This window comes from Pseudomonas persica (assembly GCF_900291015.1).
Lineage (GTDB): Bacteria > Pseudomonadota > Gammaproteobacteria > Pseudomonadales > Pseudomonadaceae > Aquipseudomonas.
The window spans coordinates 128,978-153,488 of sequence record NZ_OLKL01000047.1; the positions used below are offsets into that span (position 1 = coordinate 128,978).

General features: G+C 64.2%; 24 protein-coding genes. 9 read left to right on the forward strand and 15 right to left on the reverse strand.

The genetic code is table 11. The features are described from left to right. The first annotated feature begins 129 nt into the window (after positions 1-129). From FQ664_RS22690 to lnt, 4 genes are read left to right on the forward strand one after another with little or no spacing between them, the layout of a single operon-like run. Positions 130-1,128: a PhoH family protein gene (locus FQ664_RS22690; protein ID WP_144175047.1), complete on the forward strand. Its 999-nt coding sequence runs from the start codon at positions 130-132 to the stop codon at positions 1,126-1,128. Continuing rightward, positions 1,121-1,594, forward strand: a complete 474-nt coding sequence (gene ybeY, locus FQ664_RS22695; RefSeq protein WP_144175049.1) for an rRNA maturation RNase YbeY — start codon at positions 1,121-1,123, stop codon at positions 1,592-1,594. The genes FQ664_RS22690 and ybeY overlap by 8 nt, the downstream gene beginning before the upstream one ends. Positions 1,595-1,619: 25 nt before the next feature. Continuing rightward, the gene (locus tag FQ664_RS22700; protein WP_144175051.1) at positions 1,620-2,459 is read left to right on the forward strand and encodes an HlyC/CorC family transporter; all 840 of its coding nucleotides are present in this window, start codon (positions 1,620-1,622) and stop codon (positions 2,457-2,459) included. An 8-nt stretch (positions 2,460-2,467) separates the two neighbouring features. Continuing rightward, the gene (gene lnt, locus FQ664_RS22705) at positions 2,468-3,985 is read left to right on the forward strand and encodes an apolipoprotein N-acyltransferase (protein ID WP_144175053.1); all 1,518 of its coding nucleotides are present in this window, start codon (positions 2,468-2,470) and stop codon (positions 3,983-3,985) included. A gap of 115 nt (positions 3,986-4,100) precedes the next feature. On the opposite strand, the gene FQ664_RS22710 is transcribed toward lnt, so the two are convergent. Both FQ664_RS22710 and FQ664_RS22715 read right to left on the reverse strand, forming a co-directional pair. Beyond that, on the reverse strand, positions 4,101-4,862 hold the full coding sequence (locus FQ664_RS22710; RefSeq protein WP_144175054.1) for a YdcF family protein: 762 nt from the start codon (positions 4,860-4,862) through the stop codon (positions 4,101-4,103). Between the two features lie 136 nt (positions 4,863-4,998). Next, positions 4,999-5,313 carry a hypothetical protein gene (locus FQ664_RS22715; protein ID WP_144175055.1) on the reverse strand — a complete coding sequence of 105 codons (315 nt, stop codon included), beginning with the start codon at positions 5,311-5,313 and terminating at the stop codon, positions 4,999-5,001. Between the two features lie 227 nt (positions 5,314-5,540). On the opposite strand from FQ664_RS22715, the gene leuS reads away from it, so the two are divergent. The 5 genes from leuS (at position 5,541) to FQ664_RS22745 (ending at position 11,644) form a co-directional block, all read left to right on the forward strand. After that, entirely contained in the window at positions 5,541-8,147 is a 2,607-nt protein-coding gene (leuS, locus tag FQ664_RS22720; RefSeq protein WP_144175056.1) for a leucine--tRNA ligase, read from the forward strand. 61 nt (positions 8,148-8,208) lie between these two features. Then, positions 8,209-8,814 (forward strand): LPS-assembly lipoprotein LptE, encoded by a 606-nt coding sequence (locus FQ664_RS22725; protein ID WP_087499503.1) that lies wholly within the window; start codon positions 8,209-8,211, stop codon positions 8,812-8,814. A 39-nt stretch (positions 8,815-8,853) separates the two neighbouring features. Beyond that, positions 8,854-9,891 carry a DNA polymerase III subunit delta gene (gene holA, locus FQ664_RS22730; protein WP_144175057.1) on the forward strand — a complete coding sequence of 346 codons (1,038 nt, stop codon included), beginning with the start codon at positions 8,854-8,856 and terminating at the stop codon, positions 9,889-9,891. Between the two features lie 211 nt (positions 9,892-10,102). After that, positions 10,103-10,267, forward strand: a complete 165-nt coding sequence (gene arfA / locus FQ664_RS22740) for an alternative ribosome rescue factor ArfA (RefSeq protein ID WP_025340762.1) — start codon at positions 10,103-10,105, stop codon at positions 10,265-10,267. A gap of 60 nt (positions 10,268-10,327) precedes the next feature. Continuing rightward, positions 10,328-11,644 carry a lytic murein transglycosylase gene (locus tag FQ664_RS22745; RefSeq protein WP_144175058.1) on the forward strand — a complete coding sequence of 439 codons (1,317 nt, stop codon included), beginning with the start codon at positions 10,328-10,330 and terminating at the stop codon, positions 11,642-11,644. A 122-nt stretch (positions 11,645-11,766) separates the two neighbouring features. On the opposite strand, the gene FQ664_RS22750 is transcribed toward FQ664_RS22745, so the two are convergent. The 13 genes from FQ664_RS22750 to FQ664_RS22810 all read right to left on the reverse strand — a co-directional run bounded on the left by FQ664_RS22750 (position 11,767) and on the right by FQ664_RS22810 (position 24,189). Then, positions 11,767-12,705 carry a S66 peptidase family protein gene (locus tag FQ664_RS22750; RefSeq protein ID WP_144175059.1) on the reverse strand — a complete coding sequence of 313 codons (939 nt, stop codon included), beginning with the start codon at positions 12,703-12,705 and terminating at the stop codon, positions 11,767-11,769. 87 nt (positions 12,706-12,792) lie between these two features. After that, positions 12,793-13,809 carry a lipoyl synthase gene (lipA, locus tag FQ664_RS22755; RefSeq protein ID WP_256676051.1) on the reverse strand — a complete coding sequence of 339 codons (1,017 nt, stop codon included), beginning with the start codon at positions 13,807-13,809 and terminating at the stop codon, positions 12,793-12,795. A gap of 2 nt (positions 13,810-13,811) precedes the next feature. Next, on the reverse strand, positions 13,812-14,459 hold the full coding sequence (lipB, locus tag FQ664_RS22760) for a lipoyl(octanoyl) transferase LipB (RefSeq protein WP_144175060.1): 648 nt from the start codon (positions 14,457-14,459) through the stop codon (positions 13,812-13,814). Next, a complete protein-coding gene (locus FQ664_RS22765) occupies positions 14,459-14,734 on the reverse strand; it encodes a DUF493 domain-containing protein (RefSeq protein ID WP_085625758.1) in 276 nt (91 codons plus the stop codon). The genes lipB and FQ664_RS22765 overlap by 1 nt, the downstream gene beginning before the upstream one ends. A 73-nt stretch (positions 14,735-14,807) precedes the next feature. After that, positions 14,808-15,968 (reverse strand): D-alanyl-D-alanine carboxypeptidase family protein, encoded by a 1,161-nt coding sequence (locus tag FQ664_RS22770; RefSeq protein WP_144175062.1) that lies wholly within the window; start codon positions 15,966-15,968, stop codon positions 14,808-14,810. Positions 15,969-16,238: 270 nt separating this feature from the next. Beyond that, entirely contained in the window at positions 16,239-17,240 is a 1,002-nt protein-coding gene (locus tag FQ664_RS22775) for a septal ring lytic transglycosylase RlpA family protein (RefSeq protein WP_144175064.1), read from the reverse strand. Further along, on the reverse strand, positions 17,240-18,250 hold the full coding sequence (gene mltB / locus FQ664_RS22780) for a lytic murein transglycosylase B (protein WP_144175066.1): 1,011 nt from the start codon (positions 18,248-18,250) through the stop codon (positions 17,240-17,242). Before mltB ends, FQ664_RS22775 begins: the two co-directional genes overlap by 1 nt. Positions 18,251-18,267: 17 nt before the next feature. After that, positions 18,268-19,371, reverse strand: a complete 1,104-nt coding sequence (gene rodA / locus FQ664_RS22785; RefSeq protein ID WP_015271941.1) for a rod shape-determining protein RodA — start codon at positions 19,369-19,371, stop codon at positions 18,268-18,270. Positions 19,372-19,409: 38 nt separating this feature from the next. Continuing rightward, positions 19,410-21,299 (reverse strand): penicillin-binding protein 2, encoded by a 1,890-nt coding sequence (gene mrdA / locus FQ664_RS22790; protein WP_144175068.1) that lies wholly within the window; start codon positions 21,297-21,299, stop codon positions 19,410-19,412. A gap of 16 nt (positions 21,300-21,315) precedes the next feature. After that, the gene (gene rlmH, locus FQ664_RS22795; protein ID WP_003249722.1) at positions 21,316-21,783 is read right to left on the reverse strand and encodes a 23S rRNA (pseudouridine(1915)-N(3))-methyltransferase RlmH; all 468 of its coding nucleotides are present in this window, start codon (positions 21,781-21,783) and stop codon (positions 21,316-21,318) included. 10 nt (positions 21,784-21,793) lie between these two features. After that, complete coding sequence (gene rsfS, locus FQ664_RS22800) at positions 21,794-22,213, reverse strand: ribosome silencing factor (RefSeq protein WP_013974359.1); 420 nt, start codon at positions 22,211-22,213, stop codon at positions 21,794-21,796. 43 nt (positions 22,214-22,256) lie between these two features. After that, positions 22,257-22,916, reverse strand: coding sequence for a nicotinate-nucleotide adenylyltransferase (nadD, locus tag FQ664_RS22805; RefSeq protein ID WP_144175070.1), 660 nt, complete (start codon positions 22,914-22,916; stop codon positions 22,257-22,259). Position 22,917: 1 nt separating this feature from the next. Continuing rightward, a complete protein-coding gene (locus tag FQ664_RS22810; protein WP_144175071.1) occupies positions 22,918-24,189 on the reverse strand; it encodes a glutamate-5-semialdehyde dehydrogenase in 1,272 nt (423 codons plus the stop codon). Positions 24,190-24,511: the final 322 nt, after the last annotated feature.

Here is a 24,511-nt window from a genome sequence, read left to right on the forward strand (position 1 = left end):
AGCTGGCTTGCCGGCGATAGGGCCGGAACAGCCCGTACATACCGTTGAACGTTTCAGTGCTTTCGCCACTGCCATTCAAGGGTTATTCTTGAGTTCACATCCATTGCCGTCGAGCGGCTAAAAACGACCTTGAACGCACCCATACAACCCCATCGTTTCATCCTCGAACCTTTCGAGGCCCACCGTTTCGCCAACTTGTGCGGCCAGTTCGACGAGCACCTGCGCCTGATCGAACAGCGCCTGGCCATCGAGATCCGCAACCGCGGCAATCAGTTCGAGCTGATCGGCGAACCCAAGACCACCTCCGCTGCCGAACAGCTGCTGCGCCGTCTCTACCGCGAGACCAAGGCCAATGACCTGTCGCCGGAAACCGTGCACCTGTACCTGCAGGAATCGACCGTCGAGAACATCGACAACCCGGCCGTCAACGAGGTCAGCGTGTCGCTGCGCACGCGCAAGGGCAACATCCGCCCGCGCGGGGTCAACCAGCAACGCTACGTCAAGGAAATCCTGGCCAACGACATCAACTTCGGCATCGGCCCGGCCGGTACCGGCAAGACCTACCTGGCCGTGGCCTGCGCCGTCGACGCGCTGGAGCGTGAACAGGTGCGACGCATCCTGCTGGTGCGGCCGGCGGTCGAGGCGGGCGAAAAGCTCGGCTTCCTGCCCGGCGACCTGGCCCAGAAAATCGACCCGTACCTGCGCCCGCTGTACGACGCCCTGTACGAAATGCTCGGCTTCGAACACGTGGCCAAGCTGATCGAGCGCCAGGTGATCGAGATCGCCCCATTGGCCTACATGCGTGGCCGCACCCTGAACAACAGCTTCATCATCCTTGACGAAAGCCAGAACACCACGCTGGAACAGATGAAGATGTTCCTTACCCGTATCGGCTTCGGCTCCACCGCGGTCATCACCGGTGACATCACCCAGGTCGACCTGCCCCGTGGCACCAAGTCGGGCCTGGCGCACGTCATCGAGGTGCTGAGGGACGTTCCGGGGATCAGTTTCACCCACTTCCAGCCCAAAGATGTGGTTCGTCACCCACTGGTGCAGCGCATTGTCGAGGCCTACGACCGCTTCGATGCCCGCCAGGCCAAGCCCGAGGCGCCCGGCAAAGATGCTTGAACTCGATATTCAACGGGCCACGGGCGCTGCCGCCCCGGATGACAGCGCCTTCCGCCGCTGGTGCGAACTGGCCCTGCGCCAGCGCAGCGCCGACTCGGAAATGACCATTCGCCTGGTCGACGAAGCCGAAGGCCGCGAGCTGAACCACACCTACCGGCACAAGGACTACGCGACCAATGTGCTGTCGTTCCCGGCCGACGTACCCGATGACCTGCTCGATATCCCGCTGCTGGGCGACCTGGTGATCTGCGTACCGGTGGTCGAGCGCGAAGCCGCCGAACAAGGCAAGTCGCTGGAAGCGCACTGGGCACACCTGGTCATCCACGGTTGCCTGCATCTGCTCGGCTACGACCACATCGAGGATGAGGAAGCCGAGGAAATGGAAGGCCTGGAACGGGAATTGCTGGCAGAACTGGGTCACCCCGACCCGTATGCCGACGATGAAACCGACACTATCACACACTGATACACGAAGGATCACGAGAACCGCCATGAGCGAAGATCGATCGAGCAACGGGCAGAAGTCCTGGCTGGGTAAACTGACCCAGGCTTTTGCCCATGAGCCGAAAAACCGCCAGCAACTCCTTGAGCTGCTGCGCGAAGCCCATCAGAACAAACTGCTGGACAGCGAAGCGCTGACCATCGTCGAAGGCGCCATCCAGGTGGCCGACCTGCAAGTTCGCGACATCATGGTGCCGCGTTCGCAGATGATCAGCATCAAGGCCAGCCAGTCGCCGCGCGAATTCCTGCCGGCGGTGATCGACGCCGCGCACTCGCGCTACCCGGTGATCGGCGAAAGCCACGACGATGTGCTCGGGATCCTGCTCGCCAAAGACCTGCTGCCGCTGATCCTCAAGGAGAACGGCGACAGCTTCAACATCAAGGACCTGCTGCGCCCGGCCACTTTCGTGCCCGAGTCCAAGCGCCTGAACGTGCTGCTGCGCGAGTTCCGCGCCAACCATAACCACATGGCCATCGTCATCGACGAGTATGGCGGCGTGGCCGGCCTGGTGACCATCGAGGACGTGCTGGAGCAGATCGTTGGCGACATCGAGGACGAGCACGACGTCGAGGAAGACAGCTACATCAAGCCGCTGCCCAGCGGTGACTTCCTGGTCAAGGCGCTTACCCCGATCGAGAACTTCAACGAATTCTTCGACAGCGAATTCTCCGATGACGAGTTCGACACGGTCGGCGGCCTGGTGATGAGTGCCTTCGGCCACTTGCCCAAGCGTAACGAAACCACCGAGATCGGGTCTTACAAGTTCCGGATTCTCAACGCCGACAGCCGGCGGATACACTTGCTGCGTCTGACCCCGATCAGCCGTTAAGGACAAACATGCGTTGGATCACCCGCCCCGGCTGGCCCGGTAACCTGCTGGCCCTGGCGGCCGGTGCCTCCACCCTCCTGGCCTTGGCGCCGTTCGACATCTGGCCATTGGCCGTGTTGTCCATCGCCCTGCTCTACCTTGGCCTGCGCGAGCTCAGCCCGCGCCAGGCCATGTGGCGCGGCTGGTGGTTCGGCTTCGGCCTGTACGGTGCCGGCACCTGGTGGATCTATGTCAGCATGAACACCTACGGCGGCGCCTCGCCGCTGCTGGCGATCCTGCTGTTGTTGGCGTTTTTTGCTGCCCTGGCCTGGTTCTTTGCCTTGCCCACCTGGCTGTGGGCACGCTGGTTGCGCCGCACCGAAGCACCACTGGCCGATGCCCTGTGCTTCGCCGCCCTGTGGCTGCTGCAAGAGGCCTTCCGCGGCTGGTTCCTGACCGGTTTCCCCTGGCTCTACGCCGGCTACAGCCAGCTGGACGGCCCGCTGGCTGGCCTGGCACCGCTGGGCGGCGTGTGGCTGATTTCCTTCACCCTGGCCCTGACTGCCGCCCTGCTGTGCAACCTGCACCGCCTGCGCGCCCGCCCCGCTTTCCTGGCGGTGGGCTGCCTGCTGTTGCTGGGCCCGTGGGTGCTGGGCCTGGTGCTCAAGGGGCATGCCTGGACCAAGCCGGCAGGTGACCCACTGAAGGTGGCGGCCATCCAGGGCAACGTCGAGCAGGACCTGAAATGGGACCCGGCGCACATCGACGCGCAACTGGCCCTGTACCGTGACCTGAGCTTCAGTTCCAGGCCGGTAGACCTGCTGGTGTGGCCGGAAACCGCGGTGCCAGTGCTCAAGGACCAGGCCCAGGGCTATATCGACCTGATGGGCCGGTTCGCCGCCGAGCGGCATTCGGCGCTGATCACCGGCGTGCCGGTGCGTGAAGTGGTGCACCACCAGCGCCGCTACTACAACGGCATCACCGTCACCGGTGAAGGCGATGGCACCTACCTCAAGCAGAAGCTGGTGCCGTTTGGCGAGTATGTGCCGCTGCAGGACATGCTGCGTGGCCTGATCGAGTTCTTCAACCTGCCCATGTCGGACTTCGCCCGCGGGCCGGAAGACCAACCGCTGCTGCAGGCCAAGGGTTACCAGATTGCGCCGTACATCTGCTACGAAGTGGTCTACCCCGAATTCGCTGCGGGCCTGGCGGCGCGCAGCGACCTGCTGCTGACCATCAGCAACGACACCTGGTTCGGCACCTCGATCGGCCCGTTGCAGCACCTGCAGATGGCGCAGATGCGCGCGCTGGAAGCCGGGCGCTGGATGATCCGCGCCACCAACAACGGCGTTACCGCGCTAATCGACCCGTTTGGCCGCATTACCACGCAGGTGCCACAGTTCCAGCAGGCGGTACTGTATGGCGAGGTAGTGCCGATGCAGCAGCTGACGCCGTACCTGCAATGGCGTTCGTGGCCGCTGGCGATTATCTGTGCATTGCTGCTGGGTTGGGCATTGCTGGCGGGGCGCATTGCCAGGACTGTTTGAGCTCTCCTGTACCGGCCTCTTCGCGGGTAAACCCGCTCCCACAGGTTCTCCACCGCTCTCGAAGCCTGTGGGAGCGGGTTCCCCCGCGAAGAGGCCGGCACAGGCAGTACAGGTTTCAATAGAACAGCCGATACCCCACCAACCCCACCACCTCGTTGAGCAACTGCCCGCTCTGCCACATCGCCCGGCTCTCCGGCAGCAACCCGCCAAACGGCCGCGCATGATCGTGCCCGAGGAACCCGACCGGCGCCGGCACCACCTCGAACCCCGCCTGCTCGAAACTCCAGCGCGAGCGCTGCATGTGCCAGGCTTGGGTCACCACGACCACCCGGCGAATCCCCAACGGCTGCAGCACCTTGGCCGTAAGCCGGGCATTCTCCCAGGTCGTGCGGCTGCCCTCTTCCCGCCATTTCACCTCGACGCCGAAATCTTCATGCAGGCGATCAGCCATCAACCGCGCCTCGCTCGGCGGCGTGCCATAGTGCAACCCGCCGCTGGTCAGCACCGGCAAGCCCGATGCCTTGGCCAGCCGCGCGGCAAAGCGCATGCGCTCCAGTGCCGTGGCCGTGGGCTGGTCGCCGCCGCCCCAGGCCAGGTCACCCCGCTCACGCCCCGCGCCCAACACCACGATGGCATCCGCCCGGCTTGCCAGGGCGGCCCAATCGCTTACCGCCAGCGGCGCTTCCGTCTCCAATACACGGGCGGTTTCCTGCACCACCAGCGGCAGGCTCATCAACCACAGGCCACCAAGGCCCACGGCAAAGCACAGCGCTGCCAGCCTGGGCCGGCGGCGGTGCAGCCACCACGCCACAAGCAGCAGCAGGAACAGGACACCTGGCGGCATCAGCCATTGTTTGACGAAGAATCGGATCGGCATTGGCCACACCTCCTTGGCAGGCGTGCAGCCTAGAAGGATCGACGCCGGTCAACAAGGGTGCGGCCGGCGCCGATCGTGAGCTGTGCTAATTGTGAAGAACCGGCGCGCGATAGCCTGCGCCTGGCGTCCTGAACGGCTAGCGATGTGGCAGCGTCCTGGATCTCGCCGTGCTGGCGGGGCGTTTCTTGTCCTTGAGCCAGATGATCTTGGCCGATGTCGGCTCCGCTTGCGGGTAATTGCCGGCACAGGCGTTGTGGCGCTCCGGGAGGGAATCCAGGTAGGCCTTGATCAATTCGAACTCTGCGTGGCTCAGGCCACGCAACTCCAGCTCGGCTGGCATCTCGTCGCGCAATCGCACCGAGGTTCTGGCCACTTCCAGCGCCAGGCCCAGCCGGTCGATCAGGCGTTCGTATAGCTCCGGTCTGATTGCGGGTAGCTGCGTCTCTCCCATCCGTTCACCTCATTGAAGATAAGAATATCTCCCCCCACTCCTGAGCTTAGCGTCGCTGCAAAAAGCAGCCGTGTGCCGCGACCAGCGGGCATTCGCAACGAAGGTTTCCCACGATACACGGCGCTGCTGTATGCTACGGCGTTCACTCTAAACGACACCGGAGTGCCGGACGCAGCGAGGTTCCGCTGCCTGGAACAAGGTCTCTTCCCTCTCAGCAAAAAGTAGCCATGCACGAACAATACACGCCCCGTGATATCGAAGCCGCCGCCCAGAAGTTCTGGGACGAGCAACAATCGTTCGCTGTTACCGAACAGCCAGGCAAGGACACCTACTACTGCCTGTCGATGTTCCCGTACCCGAGCGGCAAGCTACACATGGGCCACGTGCGCAACTACACCATCGGTGACGTGATTGCCCGCTACCAGCGCATGCTGGGCAAGAACGTGCTGCAGCCGATGGGCTGGGACGCTTTCGGCATGCCCGCGGAAAACGCGGCGATGAAGAACAACGTCGCCCCGGCCAAGTGGACGTACGAAAACATCGACTACATGAAGACCCAGCTCAAGAGCCTGGGCCTGGCCATCGACTGGGCACGTGAAGTCACCACCTGCAAGCCCGACTACTATCGTTGGGAGCAGTGGCTGTTCACCCGCCTGTTCGAGAAAGGCATCATCTATCGCAAGAACGGTACCGTGAACTGGGACCCGGCGGACCAGACCGTACTGGCCAACGAGCAGGTCATCGACGGCCGTGGCTGGCGTTCGGGCGCGCTGATCGAGAAGCGCGAAATCCCGATGTACTACTTCCGCATCACCGACTACGCCGACGAGCTGCTGGAAAGCCTCGACGAGCTGCCGGGCTGGCCTGAGCAGGTCAAGACCATGCAGCGCAACTGGATCGGCAAGTCGCGCGGCATGGAAGTGCAGTTCCCGTACGACCTGGCCAGCATCGGCCACGAAGGCACCCTCAAGGTCTTCACCACCCGTCCCGACACACTGATGGGCGCCACCTACGTCGCCGTCGCCGCCGAGCACCCGCTGGCCACCCAGGCCGCCCAGGGCAACCCGGCGCTGCAGGCGTTCATCGACGAGTGCAAGAGCGGCAGCGTTGCCGAAGCCGACATGGCCACCCAGGAGAAGAAGGGCATGGCCACTTCCCTGCTGGTCGAGCACCCGCTGACCGGCGAGAAGCTGCCGGTATGGGTCGCCAACTACGTGCTGATGCACTACGGCGATGGCGCCGTGATGGCCGTGCCAGCCCACGACGAGCGCGACTTCGAGTTCGCCCACAAGTACAACCTGCCGGTCAAGGCCGTGGTGCGCACCAGCGCTGGCGATGAAGTCGGCAGCGAGTGGCTGGCCGCCTATGGCGAGCACGGCCAGCTGATCAACTCCGGCGAGTTCGACGGCCTGGACTTCGCCGGGGCCTTCGACGCTATCGAGGCCGCCCTGATCCGCAAGGAGCTGGGCAAGTCGCGTACCCAGTTCCGCCTGCGCGACTGGGGTATCAGCCGCCAGCGCTACTGGGGCTGCCCGATCCCGATCATCCACTGCCCGTCCTGCGGCGATGTACCGGTGCCGGAAGACCAGTTGCCGGTCACCCTGCCGGAGAACGTGGTGCCGGACGGTGCCGGTTCGCCGCTGGCGCGCATGCCTGAGTTCTACGAGTGCAGCTGCCCGAAATGCGGCACTGCGGCCAAGCGCGAAACCGACACCATGGACACCTTCGTCGAGTCGTCCTGGTACTTCGCCCGCTACGCCTCGCCGAACTACGACGCTGGCATGGTCGACCCGAAAGCGGCCAACCACTGGCTGCCGGTCGACCAGTACATCGGTGGTATCGAACACGCCATCCTGCACCTGCTGTACGCGCGCTTCTTCCACAAGCTGATGCGTGACGAAGGCCTGGTTACCTCGAACGAGCCGTTCAAGAACCTGCTGACCCAGGGCATGGTGGTCGCCGAAACCTACTACCGTGTGGCCAGCAACGGCGGCAAGGACTGGTTCAACCCGGCCGATGTCGAGATCGAGCGCGATGCCAAGGCCAAGATCATTGGCGCCCGCCTGAAGACCGACGGCCTGCCGGTGGAAATCGGTGGCACCGAAAAGATGTCGAAGTCGAAGAACAACGGTGTCGATCCGCAATCGATGATCGACCAGTACGGCGCCGACACCTGCCGCCTGTTCATGATGTTCGCCTCGCCGCCTGACATGAGCCTGGAATGGTCCGACTCCGGCGTCGAGGGCGCCAGCCGCTTCCTGCGCCGCGTCTGGCGCCTGGCCCAGGCCCATGTGGCCCAAGGCCTGCCGGGCAAGCTGGATGTCGCCGCCCTGGACGACGCGCAGAAGGTCATCCGCCGCGCCATCCACGCCGCCATCAAGCAGGCCAGCACCGACGTCGGCCAGTTCCACAAGTTCAACACCGCCATCGCCCAGGTGATGACCGTGATGAACGTGCTGGAAAAGGCCCCGCAGGCCACTGAACAGGACCGTGCCCTGCTGCAGGAAGGCCTCGAGGCCGTCACCCTGCTGCTGGCACCGATCACCCCGCACATTTCCCACGAGCTGTGGCAACAGCTGGGCCACCAGCAGGCCGTCATCGACGCCAACTGGCCAGCCGTCGACGAGGCAGCCCTGGTACAGGACACCGTCACCCTGGTGGTGCAGGTCAACGGCAAGCTGCGTGGCCAGGTCGAAATGCCGGCCGCCGCCAGCCGTGAAGAAATCGAAGCCGCCGCGCGCAGCAACGAGAATGTCCTGCGCTTCATCGATGGCCTGACCATCCGCAAGGTCATCGTGGTGCCGGGCAAGCTGGTCAACATCGTCGCCAACTGATGGCAACACCCGCCCGCACCCGCTGCGGGCGGGCGGAACAGGCCCACAAGGGAGCAACAACATGATCAAACGCAATTTGCTGGTAATCGGCCTGGCGGTCATGCTCAGCGCCTGCGGTTTCCAGCTGCGCGGCACCGGCTCCACCGAGCTGAGCGTGAAGGAAATGGACGTCAGCGCACGCAACGCCTACGGCCCGACCGTGGTTCAGCTGCGTGAAGTACTGGAGCGTAGCGGCGTCAACGTGCACGCTGGCGCACCTTACCGTCTGGTGCTGACCAACGAGCAGGAGCGCGAGCGCTCCGCGACCTACAACAGTGGCAACCGTACCGCCGAGTACGAGCTGACCACCGTGCTGAACTACAGCATCCAGGGCCTGAACAACCTGGAGCTGATGAGCGACAAGCTGGAAGTGCGCAAGATCTACCTGCGTGATGGCTCGAACATCACCGGCTCCGAGCAGGAAGCCAACCGCGCCCGTGAAGAAATGCGTCGCGACCTGGTCAACGCCATGGTCGTTCGCCTGCAGATGCTGACCCCGTCCCAGCTGGACGAGTTGCAGCGTCAAGCCGACGAGCGTGCCAAGGCCGAAGCCGCTGCGCTGGAGGCCGCTCGCCGCCAGCAGGCCGAAACGCCTCAGCAGTCGCCACTGGAAGTACCGGGCAACTAAGCCCGAGCGGGGTACCTTCGGGTGCCCCGCCTGTTCCCCATGAAGCTCGCACCCGCCCAACTCAACAAGCACCTGCAAGGCGCCCTGGCACCGGTCTACGTGGTCAGCGGCGACGACCCGCTGCTGTGCCAGGAAGCCGCCGACGCCATCCGCAACGCCGCACGCCAGCAGGGCTTCGACGAACGCCAGGTATTCAGTGCCGACGCCAACTTCGACTGGGGCACCCTGCTCCAGGCCGGCGCCAGCCTGTCCCTGTTCGCCCAGCGCCGCCTGCTGGAATTGCGCCTGCCCTCGGGCAAGCCCGGTGACAAAGGCGCCGCCGCGTTGATGGAATACTGTGCCAACCCCGCCGAGGACACCCTGCTGCTGGTCAGCCTGCCCAAGCTCGATGGCAGTGCGCAGAAGACCAAGTGGGGCAAGGCGCTGATAGAAGGCCCCCATTGCCAGTTCATCCAGATCTGGCCGGTGGATGTGCATCAGCTACCGCAGTGGATCAACCAGCGCCTGCAGCAGGCCGGCCTGTCGGCACAGCGAGACGCCGTCGACCTGATCGCCGCACGTGTGGAAGGCAACCTGCTGGCTGCCGCGCAAGAGATCGAAAAGCTCAAGCTGCTCGCCGAAGGTAACCAGATCACCGTGGAGACCGTGCAGGCCGCTGTCGCCGACAGCGCCCGCTTCGATGTCTTCGGCCTGGTCGATGCCATTCTCAATGGCGAAGCCGCGCATGCCCTGCGCATGCTCGATGGCTTGCGTGGTGAAGGCGTGGAGCCACCGGTGATCCTCTGGGCCCTGGCCCGTGAGCTGCGTCAGCTGGCCGGGCTGGCCCAGCAGTTCAGCCAGGGCGTACCGCTGGACAAAGCCTTCAGCCAGGCCCGCCCGCCGGTCTGGGACAAGCGCCGTCCGCTGGTCAGCAAGGCCCTGCAGCGCCTGTCGGCGCAGCGCTGGGCGCAGTTGCTGCAGGATGCCCAGCGTATCGATGCACAGATCAAAGGCCAGGCCGAGGGTTCGCCGTGGACTGGCCTGGCGCGCCTGGCGCTGCTGATGGCCGGCCAGCGCCTGGCGCTGCCCCCCGAGTAACTGCCCCCTGTGGGAGCGGGTTTACCCGCGAAGAATTCGACGCGGTGTATGGCACCGGCTTCGCCGGTGTTCGCGGGTGAACCCGCTCCCACACGGCCGGCGTTTGCCTGAAGCTCAGCGCCGTGGTCTCGACCATATAGACAATCAATTGGCCGCCACCCACCCAGGGCCCTACAGTGCGCCGGAACCCACCCAACCCGGGAACCCCGCCATGAGCAAAAAGCCGAAAAAGCACGGCCCCAACAAGGCCAAGTCGATCATCGCCCAACCGCTGTTCCGCTGCCGCCAGGAACGACCGAACAAGGGCAAAGGCAGCTACCGCCGCGAAGCCTTCCAATCGAGAGATTGGGAGGCTTCCTACTTTTTGGCAGCATGAAAGCATCGAAAGCGCAGGCATGATATGGTCTTCACCTGACCTGCAATTCTGGATCTGTGCATGCTCCTCAGTCTTCTCCCCCGCTGGAAAACCCGTCAACTGATCGCGGCCTCCAGTTTCATCCTGCTCGTGGCTTGCGCAGAAAAGCCCACCGCCGCCGATGCCCTGCCGCTGGCCCCCGCCCAGCCCGCCCCGGTGGTGACCCTGCCCGGCACGACGCCCGACACCAGTACTGAAATCCAGCCTCTGCAAACCTTCGCACAATGGCAGGCGGGCTTCCGCCAGCAAGCCCTGCAAGCCGGCATTTCGCAGGACACCTTCGACCGCGCCTTCCTCGGCATCACCCCTGACATGGACGTGATCAAGGCCGATCGCAGCCAGCCGGAGTTCACCCGTCCGGTATGGGAATACCTCGAAGGCGCTCTGTCCCCCCTGCGCGTGCGCAACGGCAAGAAACTGCTGGAGCAGAACGCCGAACTGCTGACCCGCATCGAGCAACGCTATGGCGTCGATCGCCAGGTGCTGGTCGCGGTTTGGGGCATGGAAAGCAACTTCGGCCAGTTCCAGGGCAACAAGTCGGTGATCCGCTCGCTGGCGACCCTGGCCTATGAAGGCCGCCGCCCGCAGTTCGCCCTGGACCAGCTGATCGCCGCACTGCAGATCATCCAGCAGGGCGACATCCAGCCTGAGGCCATGCGCGGCTCGTGGGCCGGCGCCATGGGCCAGACCCAGTTCATCCCGACTACCTACAACACCCATGCCGTGGACTTCGACGGCGATGGCCGCCGCGATATCTGGAACAGCACAGCAGACGCCCTGGCCTCGACCGCGCACTACCTGCAGAGCTCAGGCTGGAAGCGTGGCCAGCTGTGGGGCTTCGAAGTGCAGGTGCCGGCAGGCTTCGATTACTGGCAGGCTGATGGCGCGCTGCGCAAGCCGGTGAGCGAGTGGCTGGCAATGGGCGTGAAACTGCCTGCCGGCACCCAGCTGCCCGTAGGTAGCAACCAGCTGTCTGCCGCCCTGCTGCTGCCAGCAGGCGCGCGTGGCCCGGCGTTCCTGGTGCTGGACAACTTCCGCGCCATCCTCAAGTACAACAACTCGTCGTCCTACGCGCTGGCGGTAAGCCTGCTGGGTGATCGCTTCACGGGCTGGGGCTTCATTGCCGGCAGCTGGCCGAAAGAAGACTTGCCGCTCAGCCGCAGCGAGCGCATGGAGCTGCAGGACCTGCTGAACAGCAACGGGCACGAAGCCGGTAATGCCGATGGCATCATTGGGGCCAATACCCGCAAGGCGATTCGCAATGCCCAGCAGGGGCTGGGGTGGCCGGCGGATGGGTATCCGACCCACAAGCTGCTCGAGAGCCTGCGTCAGCAGTAAGAACTTTGCGGCCGCATCGCCGGCAAGCCAGCTCCCACCGGGATATCATGGGCCTGACAGACTGCACAGGACCTGTGGGAGCTGGCTTGCCGGCGATGGGCTGCAACGCAGCCCCGACAACCTCATGCCTTGAACAGATCCTGCTCCAGCAGCAAGCTCCGCCGATCACTGTCCAGCCTTACCCGAGCCCCCAGCGGCAAGCACACATTCGGGTCACAATGCCCACTGCGCCATCCGGCCAGCACCGGTATACCCAGCGGCGCGAAGATATCCTCCAGCAGAGGCGTCAGCGCCGTAGTGGTAATCCCGGCAAAGTCCCCCACCAGCACACCCTTCACCCCCTCCAGTTTGCCTGCCAGGCGCAGCTGGGTCAGTAGACGATCCACCCGGTAAAGCGGCTCGTTGACGTCCTCGATGAACAGGATGCAGCCTTGGGTATCCAGCTCGGCAATCGTCCCCAGGGTCGCGCCCAGCATCGACAGGTTGCCGCCCAGCAGCGGCCCGCTGGCCAGCCCATGCAGCACGCAGCTCAGGGCGAAGTCAGCGGGGTGCACGATCTGCTCACCTGCCCGCACCTGCCCACTCAGCTGCGCCAGCAACGAAGCCTCGGTCGGCGGCAACTTGGCCCCCAGCAGGTCGGCATTGAGCATCCCGCCATGGAAGGTGACCAGCCCGGTATGCCGGTAGATCGCCGTGTGCAGCGCGGTGATGTCGCTGTAGCCGATCAGCGGTTTGGGGTTGCGCCGGATCAGCTCGAAATCGAGCTGGTCGAGCAGACGCATGCTGCCGTACCCCCCGCGCATGCACAAAATGGCGTCGATGGCCGGGTCGGCGAAGGCATCATGCAGGTCCTGCAGCCGCTGCTGGTCGGGCCCTGCCAGGTAGCCCCGGGCCTGAAGGGCACCCGGGTAAATGCGGCAACTGTAGCCTCGATCAACGAACCACTGGTCGACCTTGTGCTTATCCAGCCGCGCCGCGCCCGCCGGGGCGACAATGGCAAAACAGGCATTACGCGGCAGTGCGGCGGGCAGGCTGGGTGGGAAGGTTTCGGCGCAATTCATCGCGGTTCCTTGCAGCGCGTGTGGCACAAACAAAAATGCCGATGCGACCCTTCGGCGCGCATCGGCATGCGTGGCTCCATGCTTGGCTCAGAGCTTGATCTTGGCTTCGTGAGCTTGCTGGTCGGCGTGGTACGAAGAACGTACCAGCGGCCCGGAAGCGACGTTCTTGAAGCCCATCTTGTAACCTTCCTCGGCGAACCAGGCAAAGGTATCCGGATGGACGAAACGCTGCACCGGCAGGTGACTGCGCGACGGCTGCAGATACTGGCCGAGGGTGAGCATGTCGATGTCATGCTCGCGCATGCGCTGCATCACTTCGATCACTTCCTCGTCGGTCTCACCCAGGCCGAGCATAAGGCCCGACTTGGTCGGTACGTGCGGCACCAGCTGCTTGAACTTCTGCAGCAGGTCCAGCGACCAGTCGTAGTCCGAACCCGGGCGTGCGGCCTTGTACAGGCGCGGTACGGTCTCGAGGTTGTGGTTGAACACATCCGGCGGCTCTTGCGCGGTGATCTCCAGGGCAATATCCATGCGGCCACGGTAGTCCGGCACCAGGGTTTCCAGCTGCACGCCCGGCGACAGCGCGCGGATTTCGCGGATGCAGTCGGCGAAGTGCTGGGCACCACCGTCACGCAGGTCGTCGCGGTCCACCGAGGTGATCACCACGTACTTCAGGCGCAGGTCGGCGATGGCGATGGCCAGGTTCTTCGGCTCGTCCAGGTCCAGCGGTTTCGGCCGGCCATGGCCAACGTCGCAGAACGGGCAACGACGGGTGCAGATGTCGCCCATGATCATGAAGGTGGCGGTACCCCCGGAGAAGCACTCACCCAGGTTCGGGCAGGATGCCTCTTCGCATACGCTATGCAGCTTGTGCTTGCGCAACAGCTGCTTGATGCGGTCTACCTCGGGCGAAACCGGGATACGCACGCGGATCCAGTCGGGCTTCTTCGGCAACTCGTCGGTAGGGATGATCTTCACCGGGATGCGCGCCACCTTTTCGGCACCACGCAGCTTGACCCCGGCTTCCACCTTTTTCGGCGCTGGGCGCGGGGTGGCATCCTGGGTAGGTATCAGGTTCGGCACGGTTTCTTGCACAGTTGTCATATTCAGTCGATTCCGCCCGTGAGGGTCGTCTGCTCAGCGTAGTCGAGGTGCTTGACCAGCTGTCCGCGCAGCCTTGTCCTGACCTCGTCGAGTTCGATCGGACCTGCCAGGTCGCGCAGCTGGGTCATCGCCAGCCCCGCATAGCCGCAGGGGTTGATTCGGCGGAATGGCGCAAGGTCCATGTCCACGTTCAGGGCAAGGCCATGGAACGAACGGCCGTTGCGGATTCGCAGGCCGAGGGAGGCGATTTTCGCTCCGTCGACATAGACGCCCGGAGCATCGGGCTTGGCCGCTGCCTGGACATCGTAACTGGCGAGCAGGGCGATGAGGGTCTGCTCGATACGGCTGACCAGCTCACGCACGCCAAAGCCCAGCCGGCGCACATCCAGCAGCAGGTAGGCCACCAGCTGCCCGGGGCCATGATAGGTCACCTGGCCACCGCGGTCGGTCTGCACCACCGGGATGTCACCCGGCACCAGCAGGTGCTCGGCCTTGCCGGCCTGGCCCTGGGTGAAAACTGCGGGGTGCTCGACCAGCCAGATTTCATCCTGGCTGTCCGGGCTGCGCTGCTCGGTGAAGCGACGCATGGCCTCCAGCACCGGTTCGTAGGGCTGCAGGCCAAGCTCGCGAAAACCGAGACAGGCAGACATCAGAGCACCATTTTCACGATGCCGGTAGCGCGCAGGGCACTGTTGATATCGTGCAGCTGGTTCTCGCTTTCGGCAACGATGTGCAATTGCACGGTGGTGTACTTGCCTTCCTTGCTCTGGCGCTCGGCCAGGGTGGAAAGGTCGACCTTGGCGTGCTTGCTGAGGATCTCGATCACCGTGTCGCGGAAACCGACGACGGTGTCGCCGATGACCTTGATCGGATAATCGTCGCAGGGGAATTCGATCTTGTGCGACTTGACGTCTGGTTCGCTCATGGCGGAAACGGCCTCGTAAGCCGTGGCAACAACAACGCCCCCGCGCGATACGCGGGGGCATGCAGGTCACGTATCAGTTGAACAACCCGTAGAAGAATAGACGGATGCTATCCCACATACGGCGGAAGAAACCACCTTCCTCGACGCCATCGAGGGCGATCAGGTCGGCGCTGTGAACCACTTTCTCGTCCAGTTTGACTTCCACTTTGCCGATCACGTCACCTTTGGCGATAGGCGCGGTGAGCTGCGGGTTCATGGTCATCGAAGCTTGCAGGCGCTTCAATTGGCCTTTAGGCATAGTCAAGGTCAGGTCGTTGGCCAGGCCCGCTTTCACTTCGCTGGTGACACCCTTCCAGACCGGCGACTTGGTCAGCTCGGTACCCTTCTGGTAGAAGGTCTGGGTTTCGAAGAAGCGGAAGCCATAAGTCAGCAGCTTCTGGGTCTCGGCAGCACGCGATTGCTCGCTGTTGGTGCCGAACACCACGGCGATCAGGCGCTGACCATCACGAACGGCCGAAGCCACCATGCAATAGCCGGCTTCGTCGGTGTGGCCGGTCTTCAGGCCGTCGACGGTCTTGTCACGCCACAGCAGCAGGTTGCGGTTGGGCTGCTTGATGTTGTTCCAGAAGAATTCCTTCTGCGAATAGATGGCGTAGTGGGCCGGGTCGACATTGATGATCGCCCGGGCCAGGGTTGCCATGTCATGGGCCGACGAGTAGTGGTCCGGATGCGGCAGACCGGTCGGGTTCATGAAGTGGCTGTTGGCCATGCCCAGGTCGGCAGCGGTCTTGTTCATCATGTCGGCGAAGGCGTCTTCGCTGCCGGCGATGTGCTCGGCCAGGGCGACCGAGGCGTCGTTGCCGGACTGAATGATGATGCCGTGCAGCAGGTCGCTGACGGTCACCTGGCTGCCCACCTTGATGAACATGCGCGAACCACCGGTACGCCAGGCGTTTTCGCTGACGGTAACCGGGTCGTTCTCACCGATCTGGCCGCGGCGGATGTCCAGGGTGGCGATGTAGGCGGTCATCAGCTTGGTCAGGCTGGCTGGCGGCAGGCGCTCGTCACCGTTGTTCTCGACCAGCACGTTGCCGCTGGACGCGTCCATGAGTACATAGGACTTGGCTGCCAGTTGCGGTGGAGCCGGCGTCATCTGCTCAGCCGCGAAGGCGGCAGGCGTGATCATCAGCAGTACGGGCAGGCAAAGTCGTTTGGCAAGGTTGGTGATGTTCATCCGTCTCTCGAAAATCGCTAATGGTCTGATGTTCCCTGGGCAAGATCATGTGCCCAGCGCCAGTCAGTCTAGTTTTTGTGGCCGTAGGCCAGGCTCGCAACATGCGGCTTTATGTCGCTGCGGGCAAAAACCGACATTGTACATGGCCGCGCCCGGCAATTCATGACAAAACCGACAGTTTGGCGTGGCCTTCTTCGCGGGTAAACCCGCTCCCACAGGTTCATGCGAACCCCTGTGGGAGCGGGTTTACCCGCGAAGAAGGCCACGCGGTCAGTCTGCTGTGACCAGCTTGGCCTGCCCCAGGTTCGCCAGGCGGATGCTGTCCTGCGCCTGCTGGATCTCGCCCTGGCTGCCAATCGGCCCCAGGCGCACCCGGTGCAAGGTCTGCTGGTTACGCACGATCGAGCTGATGAACACTGGCGCGCTGACCATGCTGCTGAGCTTGGAGCGCAGCAGTTCGGCGGCGTCCGGGTTGGCGAAAGCGCCGACCTGCAGGAAGCTGCCGCCGTTGCCACCTGGTACGTTATTGCCAGCCACCTGCACCGGCACCACCGGCGCCGCATGCTGCTGGGGCGGCGGGGTCCATTGCTCGACGCGTCCGGTACTGGCCGGGAGCGCCTGGGTCTGGGCCACCTGCGGCTCTTTCAGCACCATCGGTGGCGTCTGGCCACGCTGGGCCCACCACTGCTGCGGGTCGATACCCTCGACACGCACGTGCGCGGTACCGATCTCGGCATAACCGAGCTTTTTCGCCGCGGCATAGGACAGGTCGATGATACGGTCGGAATAGAACGGGCCGCGGTCGTTTACCCGCAGGATCACGCTGCGACCGTTGGCCAGGTTGGTCACCCGCACGTAGGCCGGCAGCGGCAGGGTCTTGTGCGCCGCGCTCATGCCGTACAGGTCGTACAGCTCGCCGTTGGCGGTGTTCTGGCCGTGGAACTTGGTGCCGTACCACGACGCGGTGCCCTCGGCGCGGTAGTTGCGCGAGTCCTGCATCGGGTAGTAGGTCTTGCCCAGCACCGTGTACGGGTTGGCCTTGTAGTTGCCGGTGTGCACGGTTGGCGTGGCGTCGGGGATCTTGTTCACATCCACGTCCCACCACGGTGCGCCGTCCTTGTGCGCCCGGTTGATGTCCAGGCCCGGCTGGGCGCGCACCACATTGCCGCCGCTTTGCTGGGGCGGGCGGCTGGACGAACAGCTGGTCAGCACCACGCCGACGGCGAGACAGGTGAGCAGTTTGAAGGTGTTGCCAGAGATGATTGCGCGCATTACTTGACGCCCCGTGCTTGAACCAGCTGTTCCGAAAGCTGATGCACCGCCATGGCATACATCACGCTGCGGTTGTAGCGAGTGATCGCGTAGAAGTTCTTCAGGCCCATCCAGTACTCGGGGCCATTGTCGCCCTCGAGACGGAAGGCGGTAACCGGCAGATCATCGCGCAACGAATCATGGACCGACCAGCCGAGCGTACGCAACTCCCCTACCGTTTTTACCGGCTCGATGCCAGTAGTCAGGCCTTCGTCAGCGCGCGCACCGTCCACCCAGGCGCGACTGACCACACCTTCACCGGCCACCCAGCCGTGGCGCTTGAAGTAGCTGGCCACGCTGCCGATGGCATCGTCCGGGTTGTTCCAGATATTGATGTGGCCGTCGCCGTCGAAGTCCACCGCAAAGTTGCGGAAGCTGCTCGGCATGAACTGCGGCAGGCCCATGGCGCCGGCGTAGGAGCCTTTGAGCGTCAGCGGGTCAAGCTGCTCCTCGCGGGCCAGCAGCAGGAATTCACGCAGCTCCTTGCGGAAGAACTCGGCCCGCGGCGGGTAGTCGAAGCCCAGGGTCGACAAAGCATCGATCACCCGGTAGTTGCCGGTGTTGCGGCCGAAGAAAGTTTCCACGCCGATGATCGCGACGATGTACTGCGCCGGCACGCCGTATTCCTGCTCGGCGCGGGCCAGCACCGCCTCATGCTGGCGCCAGAAGTCCACACCGCGGGCGATGCGCGCGTCGGTGATGAACATCGGCCGGTAGTCCTTCCACGGTTTTACCCGTTCGGCCGGGCGCGAAATGGCGTCGAGGATCGACTGCTTGCGCTGCACCTCACGGAACACACCCATCAGCTGCTCGGGGGCAAAGCCATGGTCGCGGCTCATTTCGCCAACGAACTGGGCCACCTGGGGCGAGCCCTGGTAATCGCCGGCATGGGCCAGCTGTACAGCGCCGAACAGGCCCACCGCACCAATCCACGGCGCACAACGGGCAGCCCAGTTACGCACTGCTTGCATGAAATTCTTCACCTTATTCAAACCTGCGCGATCCATTTGCGGTGCGTATGGATCGACATCAGAACGCCAAACGCTGACAGCAGCGTCACCAACGAAGTTCCGCCATAGCTGATGAAGGGCAGCGGCACGCCCACCACGGGCAGAAGGCCGCTGACCATACCGATATTGACGAACACGTATACAAAGAAGGTCATGGTCAGGCTGCCCGCCAGCAGCTTGCCGAACAGGGTCTGCGCCTGGGCGGTGATCATCAGGCCACGGCCGATCAGCAGCAGGTAGACGATCAGCAGCAGGCAGATGCCGACCAGGCCGAATTCCTCGCCGAGCACGGCGATGATGAAGTCGGTGTGGCTTTCCGGCAGGAAGTCCAGGTGCGACTGGGTGCCGAGCAGCCAGCCCTTGCCGAACACCCCGCCCGAGCCGATCGCCGCCTTCGACTGGATGATGTTCCAGCCAGTGCCCAACGGGTCGCTTTCCGGGTCGAGGAAGGTCAGTACCCGCTGCTTCTGGTAGTCGTGCATGACGAAGAACCACATCGCCACCGCCACTGGCACTGCCGCCGCCAGCACGCTGAGGATCCAGCGCCAGCGCAGGCCACCCATGAACAGCACGAAGGCCCCGGAGGCGAGGATCAGCAGCGCCGTGCCCAGGTCGGGCTGGCGCACGATCAGGATGAACGGCACGCCGATCAGCACCAGGCTGATCGCCACGTGCTTCAGATGCGGCGGCAAGGTGCGCTTGGACAGGTACCAGGCGATGGTCGCCGGCATGATGATCTTCATGAACTCCGAGGGCTGGAAGCGGATCACCCCGGGGATGTTGATCCAGCGCGTGGCGCCCATGGCGTTGTGGCCCATCACGTCCACCACCACCAGCAACAGCACCCCGGCCAGGTAGGCCAGCGGCACCCAGCGGGCCATGAAACGTGGCTCCAGCTGGGCGATGATGAACATCGACACCAGGCCGATGCCGAACGAGGTGGCCTGCTTGAGCAGCAGGTCCCAGTTCTTGCCACTGGCCGAATACAGAACGAACAGGCTGCCGGCCGCGAGGGTCAGCAGAATGATCAGCAAAGGGCCGTCGACGTGGATGCGCTGCAGAAAGCTGGCGCGCCGACGCATCACATCCTCGCTGGAGAGCATGCGATCGAAATTGTTCATCACAGGGCTGATTCCTGGGTAACGGTGGCAGGCGCGAACTCAGGCTTGAGCCGGCCGTTTTCGTCGAGCAGCCAGGCGTCCATCACCTGACGCACCACCGGGGCGGCGACGCCCGAACCGGACTCGCCGTTCTCGACCATCACCGAAACCACGATCTTCGGGTCGTCGGCCGGGGCGAAGGCGACGAACAGGGCGTGGTCGCGGTGGCGCTCCTGGAGCTTGTTGCGGTCGTACTTCTCGCCCTGCTTGATCGCCACCACCTGAGCGGTACCGCTCTTGCCGGCAATGCGGTACTGCGAGCCGATGGCCGCCTTGCGTGCGGTACCGCGGGCGTTGTGCATCACCTGCTCCATGCCATGGGTGACCCTGGCCCAGTCGGACTTGTCACGCAGCACGATGTTTTCCATGGGGTTGTCGTCCACCGGCGGCTGGCCTTCGATGGTCTTGGCCAGGTGCGGGCGGTTCCACACGCCCTTGTTGGCGATCAGCGCAGTGGCCTGGGCCAGTTGCAGCGGCGTGGCCTGCATGTAGCCCTGACCGATACCGAGGATCAGGGTTTCGCCGGGGAACCAGGCCTGGCGGCGGGTGGCGCGCTTCCATTCGCGCGACGGCATCAGCCCGGCGGATTCCTCGAACATGTCGAGGGCAACCCGCTGGCCGATACCGAACTTGTTCATGTAGCTGGACAGCCGATCGATGCCCATCTTGTGCGCAAGGTCGTAGAAGTAGGTGTCGTTGGAGCGCATGATCGCGGTGTCCAGGTCGACCCAGCCATCGCCCGAGCGGTTCCAGTTACGGTACTTGTGGTCATAGTTGGGCAACTGGTAGTAGCCCGGGTCGAACACCCGGCTGCCGGCATTGACCACGCCGCTGTCCAGGCCGGCGATGGCCACCGCCGGCTTGATGGTCGAGCCTGGCGGGTACAGGCCACGCAGCACGCGGTTGAACAGCGGTCGGTCGATCGAATCGCGCAGTTCGGCATAGGCCTTGAAGCCAATGCCGGTGACGAACAGGTTAGGGTCGAAGCTGGGCTGGCTGACCATCGCCAGTACCTCGCCAGTTCGCGGGTCAAGCGCCACCACCGCACCACGCCGGCCACCCAGGGCAGCCTCGGCGGCCTCCTGCAGCTTGATGTCGAGGCTCAGCACGATGTCCTTGCCCGGTTTCGGGTCGGTGCGTTTGAGCACCCGCAGCACACGGCCGCGGGCGTTGGTCTCGACTTCCTCGTAGCCCACCTGGCCATGCAGGTCGGCTTCGTAGAAGCGTTCGATGCCGGTCTTGCCGATGTGGTGGGTACCGCTGTAGTTCACCGGGTCGAGGGTTTTCAGTTCTTTCTCGTTGATCCGCCCCACATACCCCACCGAATGGGCGAAGTGCGCGCCCTGCGGGTAATGGCGCACCAACTGGGCCACCACTTCCACGCCCGGCAGGCGGAACTGGTTCACCGCCACGCGGGCGATCTGCTCTTCGTTGAGCTCGAACAGGATCGGTACCGGTTCGAACGGCCGACGGCCCTGGCGCATGCGCTTCTCGAACAGGGCGCGGTCGTCGGCTGTCAGCTCCAGCACTTCGACGATGGTATCCAGCACTTCCTGCCAGTTACCCGCACGTTCGCGGGTCATCGACAGGCTGAAGCTGGGCCGGTTGTCGGCGACGATCACCCCGTTGCGGTCGAAGATCAGCCCGCGGGTCGGCGGGATCGGCTGCACATGCACCCGGTTGTTCTCCGACAGCGTCGAGTGATAGTCGTGCTGGATGACCTGCAGGTAGTACAGCCGCGCGATCAGCACGCAAATAAGCAGCATGATCGCCACTGCGCCGACCACGACGCGGTTACGCACCAGGCGGGCGTCTTTCTCGTGGTCCTTGAGACGGATCGGCTGCGACATCGGACTGCTTACAGGCTCATTTATGGTAAGGATGCCCGGACAACACGGTCCAGGCGCGGTAGATCTGCTCGCCGATGAGTATCCTTACCAATGGGTGCGGCAGGGTCAGCGGCGACAGCGACCAGCGTTGCTCGGCGCGCGCACAGACCTCGGGCGCCAGGCCTTCCGGGCCGCCCACCATCAAATTCACCGTGCGCGCATCCAGGCGCCAGCGGTCCAGCTCGGTCGCCAGTTGCTCGGTACTCCAGGGCTTGCCATGGACCTCGAGGGTGACGATGCGCTCCCCGGGCTGAACCTTGCTCAGCATGGCCTCGCCCTCCTGACGGATCAGGCGGGCGACATCGGCATTCTTGCCCCGGGTGTTCAGCGGGATTTCCACCAGCTCCAGCGACAGCTCGGCGGGCAGGCGCTTGGCATATTCATGCCAGCCTTCCTCGACCCACTTCGGCATGCGCGAGCCGACCGCGATCAGGCGCAGACGCACAGCGCTTTCCTTATTCCCGGTCCTTGAGCTTGTCGGAGTACTCGTGGGCATGGTCCGGGCTGTGGTGCTTGCCATCGGCGGCACGGCTTTGCTCGGCACCCTGCCACAGGCGCTCCAGGTCGTAGAACTGGCGGGCAGCGGCGGTCATCATGTGCACGATGACGTCGTTCAGGTCCAACAGCACCCAGTCGCTGTCGCCCTTGCCTTCTTCACCCAGAGGCTGGGCACCCTTGGCCTTGACCGCTTCGCGGACCTTCTCCAGCATCGCGTTGATCTGGCGATTGGAGGTACCGGTGGCAATGATCATGTAGTCGGTCAGGCTGTGCTTTTCGCGCACGTCGATGACCTGGATGTCCTGGGCCTTGACGTCTTCCAGCGCTGCCTTGGTCAGGGCGACCAGTTCTTCGCCGTGGATTTTCTGCTTGGTCATATAAAACTCGTTCAACTCGTTGGATGAGGCGCCAGAGGCACCGTCAGTTAGGCACACGATACAGTTCGTGCGCCTCGATGTAGGCCAGTACGGCGTCCGGCACCAGGAACCTCACCGATTTGCCGCTGGCCAGCAGCTGTCGGATCTGTGTAGCCGACACCGCAAGCGGTGTCTGCCAGACGAACGAAATGTTTCCCGCCGGGCCGGACATGGCGGTGGGATCGCTCTCCGAGCGCGCAGCCAGCAGGTTGCGCAGCTCGTCAGGGGGTTCTACGTCGGCATCCGGGCGTTGCAGCACCAGGATGTGACAGTGTTGCAGCAATTCTTCCCAGCGGTGCCAGCTGGGCAGGCCACAGAAGGCATCCCAGCCCAGCACCAGGAACAGTTGATCGTTGGCGGCCAGTTCGGTGCGGATCGATTCCAGCGTATCGATGGTGTACGACGGCTTGTCGCGCGCCAGCTCACGGGCATCCACGCTCAGGCACGGCACGCCCTGCACGGCATTTTGCACCATTGCCAGGCGGTCCTGCGCGGCCACCTGCGGGGTGTCGCGGTGCGGCGGCCGGGCGTTGGGCAGCAGGCGCAGCTCGTCCAGCCCCATGAACTCGGCCACTTCCAGCGCGCTGCGCAGGTGGCCGATGTGCACGGGGTCGAAGGTGCCGCCTAGAATGCCGATGCGCCGGACTGCCTGGGCCTTGCTCAACTCAGCAGGACTCCTGGCCGCGCAGCTGGCCGTCGCCGATCACTACGTACTTCTCGCAGGTCAGGCCTTCCAGGCCGACCGGGCCGCGGGCATGCAGCTTGTCGGTAGAAATGCCGATTTCCGCACCAAGGCCGTACTCGAAGCCGTCGGCGAAGCAGGTCGGGGTATTGAGCATGACCGACGCCGAGTCGACCTCGGCCATGAACTGGCGGGCTTCACCCTGGTGTTCGCTGATGATCGAGTCGGTATGGTGCGAACCGTAGTGGTTGATGTGCTCGATGGCCTGGTCCAGGCCGTCGACCACGCGGATCGACAGGATCGCGTCCAGGTACTCGGTGTGCCAGTCGGCCTCGGTGGCCGGTTTGGCGTCGATGATGGCCCGGGTGCGCTCGCAGCCACGCAGCTCGACGCCCTTCTCCTGGAAGCGGCGGGCCATTTCCGGCAGGAAGCGCTCGGCCACCTGCTGGTCGACCAGCAGCGTTTCCATGGCACCACAGATGCCGTAGCGGTAGGTCTTGGCGTTGAACGCCACGCGCCAGGCCTTGTCCAGGTCGGCGTGCTGGCTGACGTAGACGTGGCAGATACCGTCCAGGTGCTTGATCACTGGCACGCGGGCATCGCGGCTGATGCGTTCGATCAGGCCACGGCCGCCGCGCGGCACGATGACGTCGACGAATTCCGGCATGCTGATCAGCGCGCCCACGGCTTCGCGGTCGGTAGTTTCGACCACCTGCACCACAGCTGCCGGCAGGCCGGCGGCGGCCAGGCCACGCTGGATGCAGGTGGCGATGGCGCGGTTGGAGTGGATGGCTTCGGAGCCGCCACGCAGGATGGTCGCGTTACCCGACTTCAGGCACAGGCTGGCGGCATCGATGGTCACGTTCGGGCGCGACTCGTAAATGATCCCGATCACCCCCAGCGGCGTGCGCATCTTGCCGACCTGAATACCCGATGGGCGGTAGCTCATGTCACGGATGGCACCGACCGGGTCCGGCAGGCTGGCCACCTGGCGCAGGCCGGTGATCATGCCGTCGATACGCGCCGGGGTCAGCGCCAGACGGTCGAGCAGCGCCGGCTCCAGGCCATTGGCACGGCCGGCGGCCAGGTCCAGCTCATTGGCGGCGGTCAGCTCGGCACGAGCGGCGTCCAGCGCCTCGGCGGCAGCTTGCAGGGCGCGGTTCTTCTGCGCGGTGCTGGCACGGCCGATCACCCGGGAAGCCTCACGGGCAGCGCGACCCAGGCGGGTCATATAGTCAAGAACGGACTCAGTCATGGGTTCGGTGTCTTGGCGAAGGGGAAATCGGCTGATTATAACTGCCGCGCAGGTGTACGCCCAGCGGCGGGTGGCGGATGGTAGAAAATGGCTGGGGCAATGCCTAGGAAAGATGTAACCGGGGTTATCGAAATTTCTATCTCCTGTTACGGCCCTTTCGCGGGTAAACCCGCTCCCACAGGGACCGCACCGGTCTCAAATCCAGTGAGGTTCCTGTGGGAGATTCTATGGCCGAAGGCAATTTTTCAGTAGAACCGTCTTCGGCCTCTTTCAGCAATCTCCAGGCACAAGTCAGCGCGCCAGAGAAATTCTCTTCAGCGTT